13 protein-coding genes and 1 tRNA gene are annotated in these 19657 nt (G+C 26.5%); 8 read left to right on the forward strand and 6 right to left on the reverse strand.

Features of this window, described 5'->3' with window-relative positions; genetic code table 4:
• Positions 1 to 241: 241 nt before the first annotated feature.
• Positions 242 to 1075, reverse strand: a complete 834-nt coding sequence (locus ACJA22_RS02805) for a deoxyribonuclease IV (protein ID WP_406616762.1) — start codon at positions 1073 to 1075, stop codon at positions 242 to 244.
• Positions 1068 to 1910, reverse strand: a complete 843-nt coding sequence (locus tag ACJA22_RS02810) for an HAD-IIB family hydrolase (RefSeq protein ID WP_406616763.1) — start codon at positions 1908 to 1910, stop codon at positions 1068 to 1070. The genes ACJA22_RS02805 and ACJA22_RS02810 overlap by 8 nt, the downstream gene beginning before the upstream one ends.
• 127 nt (positions 1911 to 2037) lie before the next feature.
• Between ACJA22_RS02810 and ACJA22_RS02815 the strand changes: the two genes are divergently transcribed.
• From ACJA22_RS02815 to ACJA22_RS02825, 3 genes are all read left to right on the forward strand, one after another.
• Positions 2038 to 2637: an FMN-dependent NADH-azoreductase gene (locus ACJA22_RS02815; RefSeq protein ID WP_406616764.1), complete on the forward strand. Its 600-nt coding sequence runs from the start codon at positions 2038 to 2040 to the stop codon at positions 2635 to 2637.
• Between the two features lie 361 nt (positions 2638 to 2998).
• Positions 2999 to 3598 carry a variable surface lipoprotein gene (locus ACJA22_RS02820; protein WP_406616765.1) on the forward strand — a complete coding sequence of 200 codons (600 nt, stop codon included), beginning with the start codon at positions 2999 to 3001 and terminating at the stop codon, positions 3596 to 3598.
• A gap of 466 nt (positions 3599 to 4064) precedes the next feature.
• Positions 4065 to 4838: a variable surface lipoprotein gene (locus tag ACJA22_RS02825; RefSeq protein ID WP_406616766.1), complete on the forward strand. Its 774-nt coding sequence runs from the start codon at positions 4065 to 4067 to the stop codon at positions 4836 to 4838.
• 36 nt (positions 4839 to 4874) lie between these two features.
• Here the strand turns inward: ACJA22_RS02825 and ACJA22_RS02830 are convergent, their stop codons facing one another.
• Both ACJA22_RS02830 and ACJA22_RS02835 read right to left on the reverse strand, forming a co-directional pair.
• Positions 4875 to 5300: a transcription antitermination factor NusB gene (locus ACJA22_RS02830; RefSeq protein ID WP_406616767.1), complete on the reverse strand. Its 426-nt coding sequence runs from the start codon at positions 5298 to 5300 to the stop codon at positions 4875 to 4877.
• A 15-nt stretch (positions 5301 to 5315) separates the two neighbouring features.
• Complete coding sequence (locus ACJA22_RS02835) at positions 5316 to 6275, reverse strand: ECF transporter S component (RefSeq protein ID WP_406616768.1); 960 nt, start codon at positions 6273 to 6275, stop codon at positions 5316 to 5318.
• A 53-nt stretch (positions 6276 to 6328) separates the two neighbouring features.
• Between ACJA22_RS02835 and ACJA22_RS02840 the strand changes: the two genes are divergently transcribed.
• The 5 genes from ACJA22_RS02840 to ACJA22_RS02860 all read left to right on the forward strand — a co-directional run bounded on the left by ACJA22_RS02840 (position 6329) and on the right by ACJA22_RS02860 (position 16340).
• The gene (locus ACJA22_RS02840) at positions 6329 to 7876 is read left to right on the forward strand and encodes a phospho-sugar mutase (RefSeq protein ID WP_406616769.1); all 1548 of its coding nucleotides are present in this window, start codon (positions 6329 to 6331) and stop codon (positions 7874 to 7876) included.
• Between the two features lie 160 nt (positions 7877 to 8036).
• The gene (locus tag ACJA22_RS02845) at positions 8037 to 9917 is read left to right on the forward strand and encodes a variable surface lipoprotein (protein WP_406616770.1); all 1881 of its coding nucleotides are present in this window, start codon (positions 8037 to 8039) and stop codon (positions 9915 to 9917) included.
• 239 nt (positions 9918 to 10156) lie between these two features.
• Entirely contained in the window at positions 10157 to 11332 is a 1176-nt protein-coding gene (locus ACJA22_RS02850; protein ID WP_406616729.1) for an IS30 family transposase, read from the forward strand.
• Between the two features lie 293 nt (positions 11333 to 11625).
• The gene (locus ACJA22_RS02855) at positions 11626 to 14037 is read left to right on the forward strand and encodes a variable surface lipoprotein (protein ID WP_406616771.1); all 2412 of its coding nucleotides are present in this window, start codon (positions 11626 to 11628) and stop codon (positions 14035 to 14037) included.
• Between the two features lie 650 nt (positions 14038 to 14687).
• Entirely contained in the window at positions 14688 to 16340 is a 1653-nt protein-coding gene (locus ACJA22_RS02860; protein WP_406616772.1) for an IS1634 family transposase, read from the forward strand.
• Between the two features lie 107 nt (positions 16341 to 16447).
• Here ACJA22_RS02860 and ACJA22_RS02865 read toward each other — a convergent pair whose 3' ends face one another.
• A complete protein-coding gene (locus tag ACJA22_RS02865) occupies positions 16448 to 19198 on the reverse strand; it encodes a cation-translocating P-type ATPase (protein WP_406616773.1) in 2751 nt (916 codons plus the stop codon).
• 99 nt (positions 19199 to 19297) lie between these two features.
• Positions 19298 to 19388, reverse strand: a tRNA-Ser gene (locus ACJA22_RS02870).
• Between the last annotated feature and the right edge of the window lie 269 nt (positions 19389 to 19657).

Consider the following 19657-nt stretch of genomic DNA (forward strand, 5'->3'; position numbering starts at 1 on the left):
ATTTTCACATTTATATTTTTAGCTAAATAAGTACGAAATTTGTTTCTTTTGAATGTTTAATTAGGTGCAAAAATAGATGATTTAAATTTTAAAAAAATATTTTTTGCGGGACTTCAAAATTACAGTTTTACAATTCTTTAACTTAATAATATTGATTTAATGACGTGTTCATTCAATTGACAAATGAGCCTATAAAATAATCAAATAATAAAAAACACGACTTATTAAAAGCCATGCAAAATTATTTTTTGTAGTTTAGTAATTCAGCAATTTCTTCTTTGTAAATTGGTTTATTATCAACATAAGGAGTTTCTAAAATAATAGGAACATTATCGAAATCTTTATCAAAAACTACCTTTGAAAGTGTATCAATACCAATAAATCCTTGATTTATGTTAGCGTGTCTGTCTTTATGACTATTTAAATCATTTTTTGAATCATTTAAATGAATAACTTTAATATGTTTTGTTAAATCATATTTGGCTAAAGTTGCTTTAAATTCATCATAGTTTTTAATATCATAACCTGCATCTCAAATATGACATGTATCTAAGCAAATTTGAAAACGTTCATTATTGATTTGGTCTATAAAATAGCGTATTTGGCCAAAATTAATACCAACTTCAGTTCCCTTTCCAGCCATAGTTTCTACACAAATTACTACATCTTTTGTTTTAAAAAGAATCTCTTTAATTGTTTTAACAAAAGTGTCTAAACTTTCTTGAACAGTAAAGGTTGTTGATGATCCAGGATGAAGCACTAAATATTTAGCTCCAATATAATTCATTCTATGAATTTCTTCAATTAAAAATTTAATTGCAAAATTATGTTTTTCAACGCTAGAAGGATTAACAATGTAAGGTGCATGGACTACAATATCTTCAGGTTTAATTATGTTCATATATTTTTGTTTATATTCATCATATTTATAAACGTCAGTTTTTACTCTCTTAATATTTTGAGGAGCGCCTAAATAAATCATGGCACAATTAGCACCATTATTGATCGAATCTTCAATTGCACCTACTAAATAATTTGGAGCTTTGAATGAAACGTGACTACCAAGTTTAATCATATTTACCGCCTTTTTTCTTAGATGTGAAGTATTTATAAATCCCACCATTTTTATAATTTGGACCTATTTCATCGGCTAGAACTTTTAAAGTTGTAGATGAGTTTTTCATAGCAATAATTTTCCCAACATATCTTTTAACGCTAGCATCAGCATCTGAATCACCAATATGAATTGCATCATCGATTTTTATATTGTATTCTTTCATATATAAAGATTCGGCAATACCTTTATTTGTTTTACCATCAGTAATTTCTATAACATAGTTAGCACTTGCTAAATATGAATTGGTTTTATTTTTGAAAAGCAGTTGAAAGTTATTAAGTTCTTTTGGTGCTCCTTTATTATTTTTAAGCACAAAAGCCATTTTTGAAACATTTTTATGATTTTCAATTTTGAAGTTTTTAGCATAATCTATAATTTTGAATTTCTTTCTTAAGAAAGTTGCATTTAATCATTTAGCGAAAGCACTTTGCACATAAATAGATTCGCCACTTTCATCAAAAACAACAAATAAGATTTTGTTGTCAATACAATAGGAAGCAATATCTTTAACTAAATCATTATCCATGTAAAAAGTATATTTTAACTCATCATCGATATATACTTGCGCACCTGATGAACAAATAATATCTTTTAAACCAAGCAAATATAATGTTTGTTTAACGCGATGGTTATTATAACTTCTTCCAGTTGAAATCACAACATTGGCAAAATTTTTAAGTAATAAAATTGTGCTAATGTTTTTGGCGCTAATTCTATTTTTAGAACGTTTATCAAATAAAGTACCATCGAGATCAATAAAATAAGTTAATCTATCATCTTTCTTGTTATTCATAACAAAATTATAATTCAAAGTAAGGATTTTACTTCTTATATTCTAAAAAGTGTTTAATAATATAAATAGAGTAATATTAATATAATAAATATTAATAATCAAATTTAATACTTAATGAGGTAGTACTATGCAAAGCAAAAAAATTTTAATGGTTTTAGGTTCTCCTAATAAAAACTCATTATCAACTGCAGCTAATAAATTTGTTGTTAGTGAATTGATGAAAAAATACCCTAATTCAGAAGTTTCAATTTTGAATTTATCTGATAGTTTGTTTGCTAAATATACATTAAATGCAAATAATATGGATACTTTTTGAACTAATGTAGAATCAGGTAAATGAATTGATATTTTAAAACAAACTGATATTTTAGTTTTATCAACTCCAATGAATAATTTTAATTATTCGGCATTGGTTAAAAACTTTTTAGATGGTATTTGTGTAGCCAATAAAACTTTTTCATACAAATATTCAAAACAAGGCGGTTCAGTTGGATTATTAAATAATTTATCTGTAATTATTTTAGCAACACAAGGAGCACCATTAGGTTGATACCCATTTGGCGATCATGTTACAAACCTTAAAGGTACATTTAACTTTTTAGGTGCAAAACAAATTGAAAGTTTTTTAATTGATGGTACTAAAGTAGCACCAAGAAGAACTATGACAAATGAAGATATCATTAAAGAAGTTAGTGCATCTTTAAAAGAAGTAGCAAATAAATTTTAGTCTAAACAACAAAACCAGAATTAGCATGTTAATTTATATTAATGAAAAACAAGCGCGATATTAAAATTGGCTTTTTTAAGCAAACCTTGGTTAAAATTGCAAATTAATATTTTTTGAATTTATATCCAGCTATACTAAAAAAACTTTCTAATATGTTTATTTAATAGTTATATATTGCAAAATTGACTTTTATAACTAATATATAAAAGCGCTCTTTTATCACATTATTTTTGTTTTCAATGAATATTGTCTTTTTTATATGTAAATATATGAAAATAACCCTTGAAAATGCCTCGAAATTGTTATATTTAATATTTTTTAATATAATAATATGGCATAAATATTTTTTGAAAGGATAATTATGAAATTTAAAAAATTTTTAAGTGGAGCACTTTTAGCTCCTGTTGCTTTAATGCCTATTGCTATTTCTGCTGGATGTGGTGGTACAAAAACTACTGCTGTAAAAGGTACCATGACACTTACAGAAATAAAAGATTCAACAAAAAATGGAATAATTTCTGCTAAAAATGGTGAAACTCAATTTAGTTACGCAGATTTAGGTCAAGATATTGATTCAGCAACAAAATCATGAACAGTAACAATTCCTGATCCTGCAAAAATTACAAAAGGCGAACTTATTCCATCTAGAAGTGGTGGTAAAGCTCAATTATTTTTCAGTAGCTTTGATGATGATAATGCTTTTCATGGAAAATTCGATAACGGTCAAAAACCTTGAGATGGTCCAGCATTAATCCAAATAGAAGGTAGAAGCAGAAACGACTTACAATTTTGTAATGCAGATAGTCCAGTATTTGTAGACGCAAATGGAAGAGAAAAGTCTAGCGGTTTCATTAATGTAGAAAGTATTGAAGCTAAGAAAATAACTCTTGCTGTTAGATTTATGGATTTTAAAGGCAAAAAAGTATCCGATAAAGCTTATTTATTGACAATTACTTTTTAATAAATAAAAAAACGGTTTATTAGTTTCTAAGTTAATAGACCTAGTTATAGGCATTTTCGAAAGAAAATGTCTTTTTATATCTAAAATTGGTTTTCAAAATAATTGAAGCGAATTCCTTTTTAAAAAAGTTTTAAAATTAAAATATACTAAATTTATTGAGTTCTTAATTTAACAAAAATTTATAGTTTTTGAAAATATAAAATTCAATAAAAATTAAAGGTGTTTTAAATATTATTGAGGGATAAAAAAAGAAATCTTTCTCATATTTATATATAGTTAAAAAATAAAAATATAGCTTATTAAGATTAACATGTAAGTTATTATATATCACATTATTTTTATTTCTTAAGAAGATCATATATTTATATGAAAAATATATGGAAATGTCCTTTGAAATTGGTTAGAAAGCAATTAACACGGATTTTTTAATATAAAAATATAGCAAAATATTTGCGAAAGGATAATTATGAAATATAAAAAACTTTTAAAAGGAGCATTTATTGTTCCTATGGCTTTAATGCCTATTGCTATTTCTGCTGGATGTGGCAGCAAAGATTCAAGCTCTGAATCAGGTAAAACAAATACAACTACAGGAACTGATACAACAACTCCTGGCAAAGATCCAAACACAAGTACAACAACTCCTGGCAAAGATCCAAACACAAGTACAACAACTCCCGGTAAAGATCCAAACACAGGCGCAGATCCAAATCCAGGTACAACAACTCCAGAAGAACCAGCTGTTCCAGAAGTTGGTATGAAAATTGAAGAAATAAAAGACTCAACAAAAACAAGAACAATTTCAGTTAAAAATAAAGATACCGGTTTCAGCTATGCAGATTTAAGTCAACAAATTGATGCTGTAATGAAATCATGAAAAGTAACAGTTCCTGATCCTGCAAAAATTACAGCAGACTACTTCATTCCACCTAAAAAGGGTGATAAAAAGCAACTTTTCTTTAGTTACTCTGATAATGGTCTTCATGGAAAAGCTGAAGAAGGACAAAAAGCTTGAGAAGGTCCATTATTAATCCAAATAGAAGGTAGAAACAAAGACGACTTACAATTTTGTGCTGCCGAAGATCCAGTATTTGTTAACAAGAATGGAAAAGCAAGTTCAAGTTCTTACCTTACTATAGAAAGCGTTGAAGCTAAGAAAATAACTCTTGCTGTTAGATTTATGGATTTTAAAGGCAAAAAAGTATCTGATAAAGCATACTTATTAACAATTACATTTTAATTAATAAAAAAAGAAGCAGCCTTTTGGTTGCTTTTTCTATTTGTTTTGTTTTCTCACAATAGCTTCATTAATTACTAAATATTTATAAATATTTTGTAAAATGGCATTAACCATTTTATATAAATTAGCTTCGGTATCAAAATAACTTTTTGTAATTTCAATTGCTTCATTAATTACGATTTTTGGTTCGATTGTAAAAAATTCATGAGTGGCATTAATTAAAATTGCTCGAATTAGTGGCGAAACTTTTGTTCAAGGATAATTAGTTTTTAAAAATTGAATAATTAAGCTTTTATAATAATTATAATTTTTAGCAATTAATTCTAATTGCTTAAATTCTACATTGTTTAAATCTTTATTTTCCAAAAACACTTGTTCTGAATTTAATTCTTTATCCAAAAGCTCATATTTATAAATAATATTTATAATATTGACTCTAAATTGTCTACGCGATTGTTTCATGATTATTATTATATATTAATAGTGAATATCATTTCTATTATTTATATGTTTTTCTTGAAGAATAATTACAATCGAATAAATAGCTCCAAACAATACTGTATAAAGTGGTATGTTATACATACTTTTAATAATAATAGGGATTGCAAAAACTAAGTATTGATCATTAAGCGAATAATTACGATTGAAGAAGTAATTGTAATATTTAACTAAAATAATTGGTCCAAAGATTCATCTATAAATTACCATTACAAAAGTAATTAAACCTAAAGCTAAAAGGTAATCTAAAATCTTTAAATTCTTTTTAACAAAATAAATAATCATTGCACTAATTGCAAAAACTAGCATTAATGCTAAATATATAATTAAGCAGCTTAAAACCAAAACATAAGGTATGCTATTTCAAAAATCTCGGTTTCTTTTTGAAATAGCTATATTAATATTAATTGTTCCAGCATCATTTTTTACAACATATGTAGCAAAAACATGGTACATGATAAAAGCGCTAGCAATAATAATAACAAAAGGAACAACAATCTTGCAATATGTGCTTGCTCTAAAGAAAGCAAAATATATTGAGCTTATAAAAGCTATAATCGGTGGTCAAATAGCATATAGAATGTATCAAGTTCCGATTTGTCCTGAAATTAATAAACCGATTGTATCAGCAATAATTGCTACAAAAGCCCCTTTAAATGGTCCTAGTAAAACTCCAAAGAAAATAAAAAAGATAATTTCAACACCTGTGAACTTGCTTAAGCCTGTGTAATATAAAATACTATAAGCAACTGAGTATAAAGCTAGAAATAATCCTGCTATTGCTAAATCCATAATAGTAAATTTAAATGGATGCTTAAAAGTAGCTCTTACGTTATCAATAAAAGACTTATTATTAGCTTTATAATTTGAAGCAGCATCATTATTGATTAAATAATCTGCTTCATAAAATCCAGTTAAATTTATATTATTTCTTTTCATGTTTCATATTATAAAGCAAAAATTAATAAAAAATAATATATCATATTATTACTATGAAAAAATTAGAATTTGGAACTGCCGGAATTAGAGGCAAAATTGGTCAAAATGAAGATCATTTAAATTATGCTCATGTACAAAGAATTGCACATGGCTATGCGAAATATTTAAAAAATAAATATCCTAATGAAAAAATTAAAGTTGTAATTGGAAGGGATAACCGTTTAAAATCTTATGGCTTTTCAATTTGCTGTGCACATATTTTAAATAGTTATGGCATTGAAGTAATTTATTCAAAAAATATTTCTCCAACGCCTTTTGTAAGTTTTTGTATTTTGGAATACAAAGCTCATGGAGGAATTAATATAACAGCTAGTCATAATCCTAAAGAATATAATGGTATCAAACTTTATAATAATATGGCTAGTCAATGCTTACCTGAAGAAATTAGTGAAATTGTAAGCTATTTTGAACCATATGAAAACTACAGTGAAAAATATGAAGGCAAAATGCTTTTAAATAAAAAAGTTTGCAAAAACTTAACATACATTTCTAAAAAAACACAAGATAAATATTTAGATTTAATTTTAAAAGTTGGTGGAGATATAAAGGTTGAAAATATTAAAGTAGCTTATTCTCCTTTACATGGTACAGGTCGTAATTATGCTAAAAAAATCTTTGAAAAGTTAGGTTTAAATTTAAACGAAAATAACTATCAAACAGCCTTTTTTGCTAAAGAACAAATGATTCAAACTCCTCATTTTACTTACTGTAAATATCCTAATCCTGAAAAACCTGAAGCTTTTGAATTACTTAAAAAAGTTGGATTAAAAAATAACATTGATATTTTATTAATGACTGATCCTGATAGCGACAGAGTTGGAATAGCAGTTAAAGATAAAGATGGCTACCGTTTGTTTAATGGTAACGAAACAGCAACTATTATTTTCAAATATCTTTTAGATACAACACCAAATATTGATATCAATAAACAATATTTAATTTATTCATTTGTATCTTCAAACGTTCCTAGCGTTTTAGCTAAGAATAAAAATATTCCTTCATATGTAGTGCCTACTGGTTTTAAATGAATTGGTATGCTAATTAATCAATTTATTAAAGAAAACAAAAGATGCTTATTTGCTTTTGAAGAAAGTTATGGATCATTAATTAATGAAGACATTGCTAGAGATAAAGATGCATTACAATCAATTGTTATTTTATGTAAAATGGCTTCATATTACAAAAAACAAAATAAAACTTTAATTAATGTTCTTGACGATGTTTATAAAGAAACGGGTTATGTTGCTAGTGCAAATGTTGAAATAATAGTTGATGAAAATACAAACTTAAAAGAATTACAAAATAAGTTTAAAAATCTTCCATTTAACAACAAAGTAATCTTAGACTACAACGAAAGAACTGATTTTATGAAAGCTAATATGATTAAAATTGAATTTACTGATGATAACTCATGATTAGCATTAAGACCTTCCGGTACAGAACCTAAAATTAAGTTTTATATCTTCTCATTTGATAAAACAGAACATGAAGCAAAAGTTAAATTAGAAAAGTTTAAATCAATTATTCAAGAAATGCTTTAACAGGCATTTTTTATTTATTTTAGCTCAAAAATTCATCAATAACCATAAGTTTATTTTGACTAAATAATCTATTTTATATAGATAAAAACACAATAATAAATATTTATTTTTATTTAGTATAATTACGAAGCAATTATAAATACGAAAGGAAAATAATGTCATGAAAAAACATAAAAAACTTTTATTGAGCTTAGGTTTAACATCAACCCTAGCATTACCAATCGTTGCTGCCGGTTGTGGTCATACAGATGATAATAAATCTAATTCATCTACAACGACAACTACAACGACAACAGAAAACAAAGAATTAAAATCATTAACAGATGAAATAAAAAGCGTTAAAGAAGGTCTTTTAGCTCAATTAGCGGATGCTAAATATGCTGCTCTTAAAACAAAATTAGAAACTGCTATTTCTGCTGCTCAAACTGTAGCTGATAAAAAAGATGCTTCAAAAGAAGAATTAACAAAAGCTTTAAGCAACTTACAAACTGAAGTTCAAAACATTACACAAGAAAAAAGTAAACTAGATGAAGTTCTTCAAGCTAAAAAAGAACTTACCGATGAAATCAAAAACACTAGAGAAGGTCTTTTACCAAAATTATCAGACGCTAAATATGCTGCTCTTAAAACAAAATTAGAAACTGCTATTTCTGCTGCTCAAACTATAGCTGATAAACAAGATGCTTCAAAAGAAGAATTAACAAAAGCTTTAGCTGATTTAAAAGAAGTTGTAAAGCAAATAAAAGAAGAGCTTGACTCTATAACATTAGATGATTTCAAACAAATAGTTGAATCAAAAGATCAAGTGTTTAGAACAGGTAAAAATTTAGCGGATGCTTATAGTAAATTTAAAAAGTTTTATGAAAAAACTACAAAAGATTTAGATTTATCAAACACAGCTGCTGTTAATGAAGCTATCCAAAAAATTGAAACAAAATTCAATGAATGTTATACACCAAGTATTTTTGATGAAATTTTAAGTTTGTTTAATAAATATTATTATTTTGATAATAATGATGAATCGACAACTAAAGGAACTCGTGTATATTTTACTAAAGAATTAAATTATGCCTTTGGAGAAGAAGCAGAATATAAAAATCTAAAAGAAGAATACACAATGAGTTATCAAACTGCTATTCAATCAATTGAAGGAAAAACAATATTAACTTTTAAATTAATTACAATTCTTGATGAATCGACTAAATTAACCAACTTTTTCAAAACTAAACAATGCAATGAATATACTGGTGCTTTTGCTAAAAGAACAGAACTTGAAAATGAACTTACTAGAATAAAGCAATACTTAAATACTCTTATTGATGAAGATGAAAATCCATTATTAGTTGAAAAGAAACTTGAAGAGCAAGACTTTTATAAAAATTTCTCTAATGAAATTAAAACAATTTCTGAAAATATAGCAAAAGAAAAAGTTATGAATCCTGACGGTAAAACTCTTGCCGGTTATAAACTTAAAAAAACTTCTCAATATGAAGCGGAATTTAATAATGTTATTAAAAAAACAAAAGAATTTGATGAAGAACTAAATAACTTCCAAAATTCATTTTTAAAAGATGAGGTTGAAAAACTTTCTAATGAAATTGAAAATAATGTACTTAATATTAAATATTATGATGAAATAGTTGAAAAAATTAGAAACAAAATGGCTAAAACTAGTTTACAAAATATCAAAACAACAGTTGCCAATTATAAAGATCAAAAAGCTAAAGGTGAAGCAATAAATTATCTTGAAACATATAAAGCTATGAGTTCATTTTATGACAATGACTGAACAAAGAATAATAAGCAAATACAATCAACATTTAGAGCATTACAAATAAAATTATTAAAAGAAAAGATTACTAGTTTAATTGCACAATTAGAAACTACAGATAAAACAAAATCTGAAGAACTAAAACAAAAATTTGAAACAATTCAAGCAAATGAAAAGAAAGATACACCTAAAATTGGTTATATGAAATTAGATAAACTAGTAATCTATGCTAACCAATATTTGGCATTATTAGAAGAATATTCAAAATAATTCACTTTACAAAATAGGCATATTCAAAAGCGAATATGCTTTTTTTAATATTTAAATTAGTGAAAAAGAGCTAAAAATGAAATTACTCTTATAAAAAAATAAACATTTTGTTATGTTTTTAAGTCTAATTTATAGGTATTCATTCCAGAAATAAAAGTCCCAACATTTGAAAATGTCGGGATTTTTCTGTCCTTTTGGTAAAATAAAAATGATAAAAAGAAAGGACAACATAATTATATATGAAAAACGATAAAAAAATTTTCTGTACTTTGGTTAGAAGTAAAAATGTGCATAACAAAATTCAAACTTCACAAATTCATTTCGCTGTTGATAAGAATTACTCTGAAATTTTAAGCCGCTCGAAAAACTACTCGACACACAAAAACCATATCGGTTTTGCAGAAGTGTTTCAGATAATATATGGATTACTAAATTTTCAATCTTTAAAAGAAATATCTCAAAATATTGAAATATCGACTAAAGCGATTAAAAGGTTTTTATTTAAATATTCAAAAGGAATATATTTAGGCAAAGGCGATAGAAAAACCTGTGATTGTTGTGATGCTAAAATTAAAAAAGTTCGTTATTTAAATCTTGATGAATTTATGATAAATGTTGCTAATTTTGATAAAAGTAAAAGAATAGCATATTCAAAAAAGAAAATAGAACAATATCAAGATTTTAGAAATTTTTGAACAGAGCTTTTTGATGATTATACCCAAAATAGAAATAATAAAGATTTAGCAAAAAGAACGCCTAAGCTAAGCGCTAACGAAATATTAAGAAGATTTGAAGAAAAGTATCCAAACAGCTATAAACCTTCAAAATCTATGGTATATAATTTGATATCACAAAGAGTCTTTAAAGACCTTGAAATCGGCATTTTGGTCAATTTATCCACCAAAGGAATTAAACAAAAACGACCCCCAAAAAGAGACAGTCGAAAGCTTAAAAAGATTGGAGTTAGCATTGATCAACGCAGCACAGAAATCAATGAAAGACTTAGAGATAATGATTATGAATTAGATACTGTTATTGGTTCAAAAACTGATCAATGTTGTTTCGTAACGCTAATTAATAGAAAGACTAGACGCTTCTATTTTCATATGGTACGGCGGACTAGCACTGGTGTTAGAGATGGGCTGATATACCTAATGCAAAAATATAACTTGACAATAGATTCGCTAACCATAGATAATGGTAGTGAAAATGCGAAACTAGATGAAGTGCCAGGTATTAAGCAAATATATAAATGTCACCCATATTGTTCGGGAGAAAAAGGCTCTATCGAAAACTGCCACAGGTTATTAAGACGGTATTTTAAAAAAGGCAAGTCTATAGACCCTTACTACGGTCAAGATTTGACTCCTGTTATGGATTTTATAAATAATTACAAGAGAAGCATTCGCTTCTAATCCAAACTTTTTATGTGCTAAAAAGTTTGACAAAAAGGCACTTACTTTTTTGGAAAAAAGTAAGCAAAAACTCAAGTTTTTTACAAAACTTGGTATTTTCGTTTAAATTTTTTTAGGATTTTAAAGCTTTTCTTGGTAATAATTTATAATTTTTGTAACATTTTTGATTTTACGCAAAATTAGGACTTTTAAAATTGGAATTTATAGTCTAATTTATAGGCAAAAAACGTAAATAAATAAAAATTATTTTTTAGTATAATAATCATATCTTTATTTAAGATAGGAAGAAAAATATGAAAAAATATACAAAATTACTATTAAATTTAGCTTTGGTTTCCACGACATCTTTACCATTTATTGCCGCTGGTTGTGATAAAAACTCAAATGTTGTAACTAATGACACTCATAATTCTGAATCTAAAGACATTATTAATTCTGACGATTCAAAAAAAGAATTATCTAATCTTTTTGAACAAATCCAAAAAATCTCTCTTGAGGATAAAGCAAAAGCATTAAATTTAGTAGATTCTTCATTTTTTGACGAGCCAATTGAGAATGCTGAAAAAGTTTTAAATAGTCCTGCTCCAACAGAACAAGAATTAACAAAAGCCGAAAATGATTTAAAACAAATTCTTAAGTTATTAGATTACTTAAAAAATATATCTGCTGAACTTTTAAAAACCTTTGGTGAAGTGAAAGAAACATATGAATCGATTAAAAATGATGCTTTATATGAAACCTTTAATTCAAAGATGGGTGAAACTATAAAAGATATTCAAAATCGTGTTTTAAATACAAAATATACCGACGAAAACGCAAAAGAAGATATAAACACTCTTGAAAAGTTAATAAGTGAAAAAATTGTTCTCGATAAAGAAATAGCAGGAAGCATTCAACCTGATGTTATATCTCTTAGTCGTTATATTAATGATGTTAAAAATAACATTTTGCCTAAGTTTAATAAAGCCGAATTGTCAAACTTAAAAAATAAACTAGAAACTTCTATTGAAAATAGTTTAACTATCGTTAATAAACGAAAAAATGTTCAAGCAGAAGAAGCAAAGAAATCATTAAATGAAATTAAAGAAGATGTTGAATATGTTCAATTAATGAGAGTCGAAATTGAAGCATTATCTAGATATATAACAATTGTAGAAAAACAAATTATTCCTAATTTAAATGATAACCAATATAATGAAACTAAAACTTCTTTAGAAAATAATCTTAAAATTGCTAAATCATATATTTTAAATCAAAATGCTACTGTAAAACAACTAGTTGAAGTTTTAAATCAACTTGAAAATGAAGTTCAAACACTTGAAGCAACAAAATCATTATGATATTTAAAGTATATTGTTTTTGATTATATTAATACTTTTGAAATAATTGAAAAGGACCCTTACTTAAAACAAAAATATGAAAATTTAGACAATCATTGATCTAAACCAATAAGCGATTTACTTCTTAAAATAAAACAAATCAATCAAAGAATTAATAGTCCAAAGTTTGTTTCTTCTAAAGAAAATATTGAGAACGAATATACATTTTTTCTTGAAGCAAAAGAAAATGCACGTACAAAACTAGAAAAGTTCTTAGAGATATTTGAATACAAATATGGCTTGCAAACAGAAAAGCATATTAGTGGTAAAAACCCTTTCATACGAACTATAAGAGAAGCTTTTGTGGGTAACGGAGAGTTCGAGGATATATTTGATGCTTATAAAAAACTATACAAAAATGGTTCAAAAATGATAACTGATGGTATTAAAAATCCTTTACAATTTTTAAATAGCTATACCTTTGCTAATAAAAATATTGAAGAATTCTTAAATGAGCCTAATACTATTGAATATACTAAAGCATTTGATGGTTTAAATGAATTTATTACTGCACAACAAAAAGCAACCATTCAACTCAAAGAATCGATTGAAATTGATAAAGATAAATATGATTTAACTAAGGTTACTGAACAACAGTTTTATAAAGATTTTAAAGCAATAGTTGAAAAATTTGCAGTTCATGCAGAACGAACACCAAAGTCAGTTACATATAAATATTCTGTATACATGGACTTTGCAAAAATAGTTAATGATGCTTCAGATGAATATGATACCGCTTTAGCAAAATATAAAGAAGAGCATAAAATTATTGTAGTAAGAAACTGAAAACAAGAATTTGAAACTCTTATGAATGACATAAAAGAATGATACGAAGATGACTCTATGACTTACGGATTCCCTATTCTTGAAGAACGTATGTCTAATAGGGTTTTATATACAAAAGTAATTCTTCCTTTAAGAAAGAAATATTTGAAGTTTAAGGAAAAAGTAGAAAAAAATGAACCAATTGATTATGAAATGGCTTTAAACATTGAGGACTCATCATCATTAGGTTATTTATGAAATTCATGAGATAAGTCTGACTTTGGTGCTCAAGAAGGATTGTATTGAGCTTATGCAATTTATTGAAAAAATAAAATGGATAACTTACAACTTGATATAGAAAAAAACAAACCTGAAAAATTAGAAGAGTTTAACAAGGCATATGATGAAGCTATTAGATATACAAGAAGTGGAATAAAAAGCAATAATGGAACTGCTACCCCACTTCCTGACTTCAGAGACTATAGATATTTTACAGTAAAAGATGGTTGATTCATTATTGCTGATAATATGAAAGACGTTTACAAACAATATAGCAAATAATTATGTGCTTTCTTCTCATTCTTATTAATACAAACTAGTTGTATGATTTAAGACATCTTAATCAAAGGTGTCTTTTTTTATTCTGTTTTATAGGCAGTTTAGTCAAAATTGTGCTTTTAATTTTTCTATAAAAATATTCTGGTTTTATTAAAATCACACAGTACTAATAAAATTATTAAAAATAATTTTTATATATAATAAAAACTAAAAGAAGATTATGAAAAAGCTCTTGAAAACCATAGTGAAAAAGCAGAAGGAAGAACTAAGCTAGCTTTTGATAGATCTAGTTACTTTAATAAACCGGAAACATGATTAGAAGTTGCTAATAACTTAAAAAAGTTCATGAAGAATTTAAACCATTAATTTAATATAACTAAAGATTTCTAAAAATATTATCAACACTATTAATGTGTTGATTTTATTTATTACTTTGTTTGATAGCATAATTAGCAAAACAAGTAATAAAAAAATTGCTCATTAACGAGCAATTAAAAATAGTAATTTTATGCTGTAGCAACTTTAGGTTTTGCCATTTCCTGAGTTTCCAAGTTGGAGCTCTTTTTTATTACTTTTTTCAGTGTTATTTATATATAAATAAAAAAAGTTATTTTTTTACATAATTACATTGTAATTTGTGGTATAATAAAGATATGAAAAAAGACAAATGACTATTAATTTCAAGAAAAAATAAGAACTCTACTTACTTATCTTTAGCACTTTCAGGAGGATTTGGCAAAGGTTATAAGAAATCTATCGGTATCGGTACAGTTGAAAAATGAGAAAAATATTGTTCTGATCCAGTAGAAAAAATTAAAAAACTATCTCAAAACTACAATACTGATTGAGATAGAAATATGATAATTAGACAATTAGAGTTAGATATAAGCAAGGTTAAAATTGAAACAAAACAGTTCAATTATGGATATGATTTGTTATACAGTTTCTTAGAAAAATTAAATCCTTTTAAAGATGCTAAAGTATCAAAATCCAAGTATTTAAATGATTTATTAAAATATATGATTTCAAATAGAATTGTAAATCCGGGTAGCATGCTTTCATCCTTTAAAAATAAAGACAAATTCAATATAAATTTAGAAGTTGAAAAGACGACATTTTATAATACTTTAGACTATTTAGCTGAAAATAAAAATAACATTTTAAAGAGTGTTAACGATACATTGATCAAAGATAAAAATAGAAAAATAGATATTATTTGATACGACTCTTCAACGGTATATTTTGAAAGTTTTGTAAGAGAAGGATTGAGATATCCAGGTTATTCTAAAGATGGAAAATTCAAAGAAGATCAAATTGTTTTAGGTTTAGCAACAGATGAAAACGGCATTCCAATTCACTATAAATTATTCAAAGGGAACACTGCTGATGCATCAACATTTATTAATTTTATTTTGGATTTAAAATCACAATATGAATTAAACAAAGTAACACTCATTGCTGATAGAGGAATGAGTACAAATAGAAACATAAGATTCTTAGAAGATAACGATATTGATTACATTTTATCTTATAGATTAAAAGCGGCTTCAAATGACCGAAAGACCTTTGCAATAGATGAATCCGGCTATTTTGGAGACAATAATTTTAAATATAAAGAAACTACTTTTTATTCGTTTTGAAAGAATAGAAGAGCAAACGGACACAAGAGAAGATTGGTAGTAACATATAGTAAAAAAAGAGCATTAAAAGATAAAAATGATAGACAAATTTTAATCGATAATTTTATTAAAAGACAAGATAAAGACGGACTAGTTCATGATCAAGTAATGTTCGGTCAAAAGAAGTTTAAATTCTTCGAAAAAGTTGGTGGTAAAGGTTATTACAAACTTAACTATGACAAAATTATCGAAGATGAAAAGTTTGACGGATATTATGCTTATGAAACCTCTAGATTTGATTTATCACCTGAAGAAATTGTGAATTTATATTCAAAACAATGACAAATAGAATCAAACTTTAGAGCTTTAAAAAGTGCTTTAGCTGTAAGACCTATTTATGTATGAAGTGAAAAGCATATTGAAGGTCATTTCGTACTTTGCTTCTTATCTCTTGTTTTATTAAATTTTGTTATTTATTATTTAAACAAAGGTTTGAAAGAACTCGGTGTTGTAGATGAAAAAATCACAATCAAAAAATTACAAGATGTAATAAAAGAAACAATCAAAACATTCAAGATTATTGACGGAAAAATTGAAAGTGAAGAATATATTATTAACGACAACAATAATCAAGCAATTCAAGATTATCAAACATATTTAAGAATTTTAAATGAATTAAAATTTTAAATTATTAAAAACAGCTCATCAAACAGATGAGTTGTTAAAAATTACATTGTAAAAGTTGGAAACTCGGGAAAAAATTGCTCATTAACGAGCAATTAAAAATAGTAATTTTATGCTGTAGCAACTTTAGGTTTTGCCATTTTATTATTTCTTTTTTGTTTAAGATTTAAAATTAATTTTTTAAGTTCAAAACAAATAGTAAGCACTAATGCAAGTGGAATTGATCATGATAAGAAAATACCATTTTGTTCTTTTACGATATTACTGTACATTTTGAACACTTCAGCAACTTTAGGCACAAATGCTACAAAAATAATTGATACAGCTGAAAATGAAGCAGCTAATCATACTGGTCAATATTTCTTCATACTTGATTTAAAGATTGATTGATCACTCATTAAATTAATTGAGTTAATTGATGTAGCAAGACCCATTGTTATAAAGGCACATGAAGAAGCAATTTGAGGCACATTTTCAATTAATACTTGATTGTTACTATTAATACAATATAATGCACCAGCAGCATATGAAATAAGTGATACTAAACTGACAACGCATGATTGTCAAATTAATTCAATACCCATTCCTCTTGCAAATAAACTTTCTTTTTTAAGGTATGGCTTACGAGCCATAAAATCTTTGCCTGAATCGACTAATCCAAGCGCTATAGCAGGAAGTCCATGAGTTAATAAGTTAATTCATAACAATTGAACTGCACTAAAGATGTAAAAGCCATATTCTGAAGTTTTATAATATTGTTTAAAGGCGAAGTTAAATGCAAACATACCAATAAGCATTACTAATACTTCAGTAATTGAACTTACTAATAAGTTCATAATAACAGTTCTGATTTTATCAAAAACTAATCTACCATTTTTGACTGATTTAACTATTGTATTGAAGTTATCATCAGTTAAGATTAAGTCGGCTGATTGTTTAGAAACATCAGTTCCAGTAATTCCCATTGCACAACCTATATCACTAGCTTTAAGAGCTGGAGCATCATTAACTCCATCACCAGTCATAGCTACAACTTTATTGTGAGCTTGTCATGCTTTAACGATTCTTAATTTATCATTTGGATTTACACGAGCATAAACTGATATTTGTGTAACTTTTTCTTTTAATTCTTCATCGCTTCAGCTATTTAACTCAGAGCCTTCTACACATAAATCACCTTCATGGTAGATGTCTAAGTCTTTAGCAATTGCTTTAGCGGTTACTAAATGATCCCCAGTTATCATTACAACTTTAATACCAGCTCTTTGTGCTTCAAGAATACTTTCTTTAACATTCGCACGAGGTGGATCAATCATTGCAATTAAACCGATAAATTCTAAGTTATCCTCATCGCTAAATGATATTTCATCTTTTTTAACAACTTTTGAAGCAAAAGCTAACACACGATATGATTTGCTTGCTCAGTCATTGTTAATTTTAAGAATGGCTTCTTTATCTATATTATTACATTTATTTATAACAATATCAGGAGCACCTTTTGTAATCATAATTCTTTTATGATTATGTGATTCAACAAGAACTGACATCATTTTTCTATCACTATCAAATGGTAGTGAAGAAAGAATGTTATGTTTTTCTAATAATGCTTCTTTACGAATATTATATTTATATCCAAATCTTAATAATCCGGTTTCAGTTGGATCACCAATTTCTTTGAATTTATTCTTTTCAAATGAAATAAAAGCATCATTACAATAACAAGCTGCTTTAATTAATTCAATTAAATCAGTATCATTATCTTTCATTTTGTGTAAGAACTTATTGTTTGTATAAGCATCTACAACTTTCATTTTGTTTTCAGTTAAGGTTCCAGTTTTATCTGTACAGATAATTGATGCTGAACCTAATGTTTCGACTGCTAATAAGTTTTTAACAAGTCCATTTTCTTTACTAATTTTTGAAACACCAATTGAAAGAATAACTGTCGTAAAGGCAATTAATCCTTCAGGTATTGCCGCTACCGCTAATGAAATACCGGTTACTAAGGCATCAGTATAAACCTCTGGTACATTTCAGATACCTGTATCAAGATTATTTAATAATACTTGTACAATGAAACTTACAAATAAAAGAATAATACCTGCATATCCAAATCATTTACTTAATTTGTTTAATTTGATTTGTAAAGGTGTTTCTGTTTTCTTTTGTTTTTGAATTAAGGAATTAATTTTACCTATTTCAGTTTCAGCGCCAATTGCTTCAACGATATAAGTAGCTTTACCATTAGTTACATATGTTCCTGAGTAAACATAGTTAGTATTATCTGCTAATGTTTTACTTAATTCTTTATCTCAGTTCGCGTGTTTTTCAACTGGAGTACTTTCACCAGTTAAACTTGCTTCAACTACAAAAAAGTTTGAAGCTTCAACAATTCTACCATCAGCATTGATAGTATCACCTGCTGCTAAATAAACTAAATCCCCAGGAACTAATTTATTAGCAGGAATTGTAATGATTTTATCATTACGTTTTACAGTTACATTTGAAATGGATGAATTTTCCAGTGCCCTGACCGCTTGATCACTTTTAACCTCCTGGTAAGCACCTATCATACTATTTAAGATAATAACCAAGAGAATAATACATGGTTCAATATATCCTACAATAACTTTAGTTGATAATGTCTTTGTTGCAACATGTTCATAAATGGCTAGTCCAAAACTAATTGCAGCCGCAACTATTAAAAGGATAACCATTGGATCAGCGAATTGTTTAATATAAGCTATAAAAGGATTTAACTTTTTTCTTTTTAATAAAGTATTTTCACCATACTTAATCATATTTTCATGAGCTTGATCACTACTTAGACCAGTATAGTTTTTAGCCTCTATCGCTGTCATCTTACCTCCTATTCTTTATTTAATTAAAAATTAAATAACATAGTTTAACAATTATAAATAATTATTTTCGGTTAGACATCAAAAAAAGAAATAAAAAAATGGCGGGGAAGAGAGGGTTCGAACCTCCGCAGGTGTTGCCACCTCTAACGCGTTAGCAATGCGTCCTCTTCACCAACTTGAGTACTTCCCCACTCAACTTGTAATGCTTATTTATTATAGCAAAACATTGTAAAATGAAAATAAAAAATTAAAATATTTCATGCTAAAAAAACTGCTATCAAATTTTCTTTTTAGGCTGTTTTATAGGTTTTTTAATAAATTATGATTAGTATTATTTTTGCTCTAATACTTACTAAAAATTAAGCATTATTTTTAATTTAAGTTTCAAGACTTTTAAAAGTGTGTTAATTATTATTCTTAACAATTTTTATAGAATTACTTTTAATTCATATTATTTTA

The sequence above is a fragment of the Mycoplasmopsis adleri genome (genome assembly GCF_045276205.1).
Classification (GTDB): Bacteria; Bacillota_I; Bacilli_A; order Mycoplasmatales; family Metamycoplasmataceae; genus Mycoplasmopsis; species Mycoplasmopsis adleri.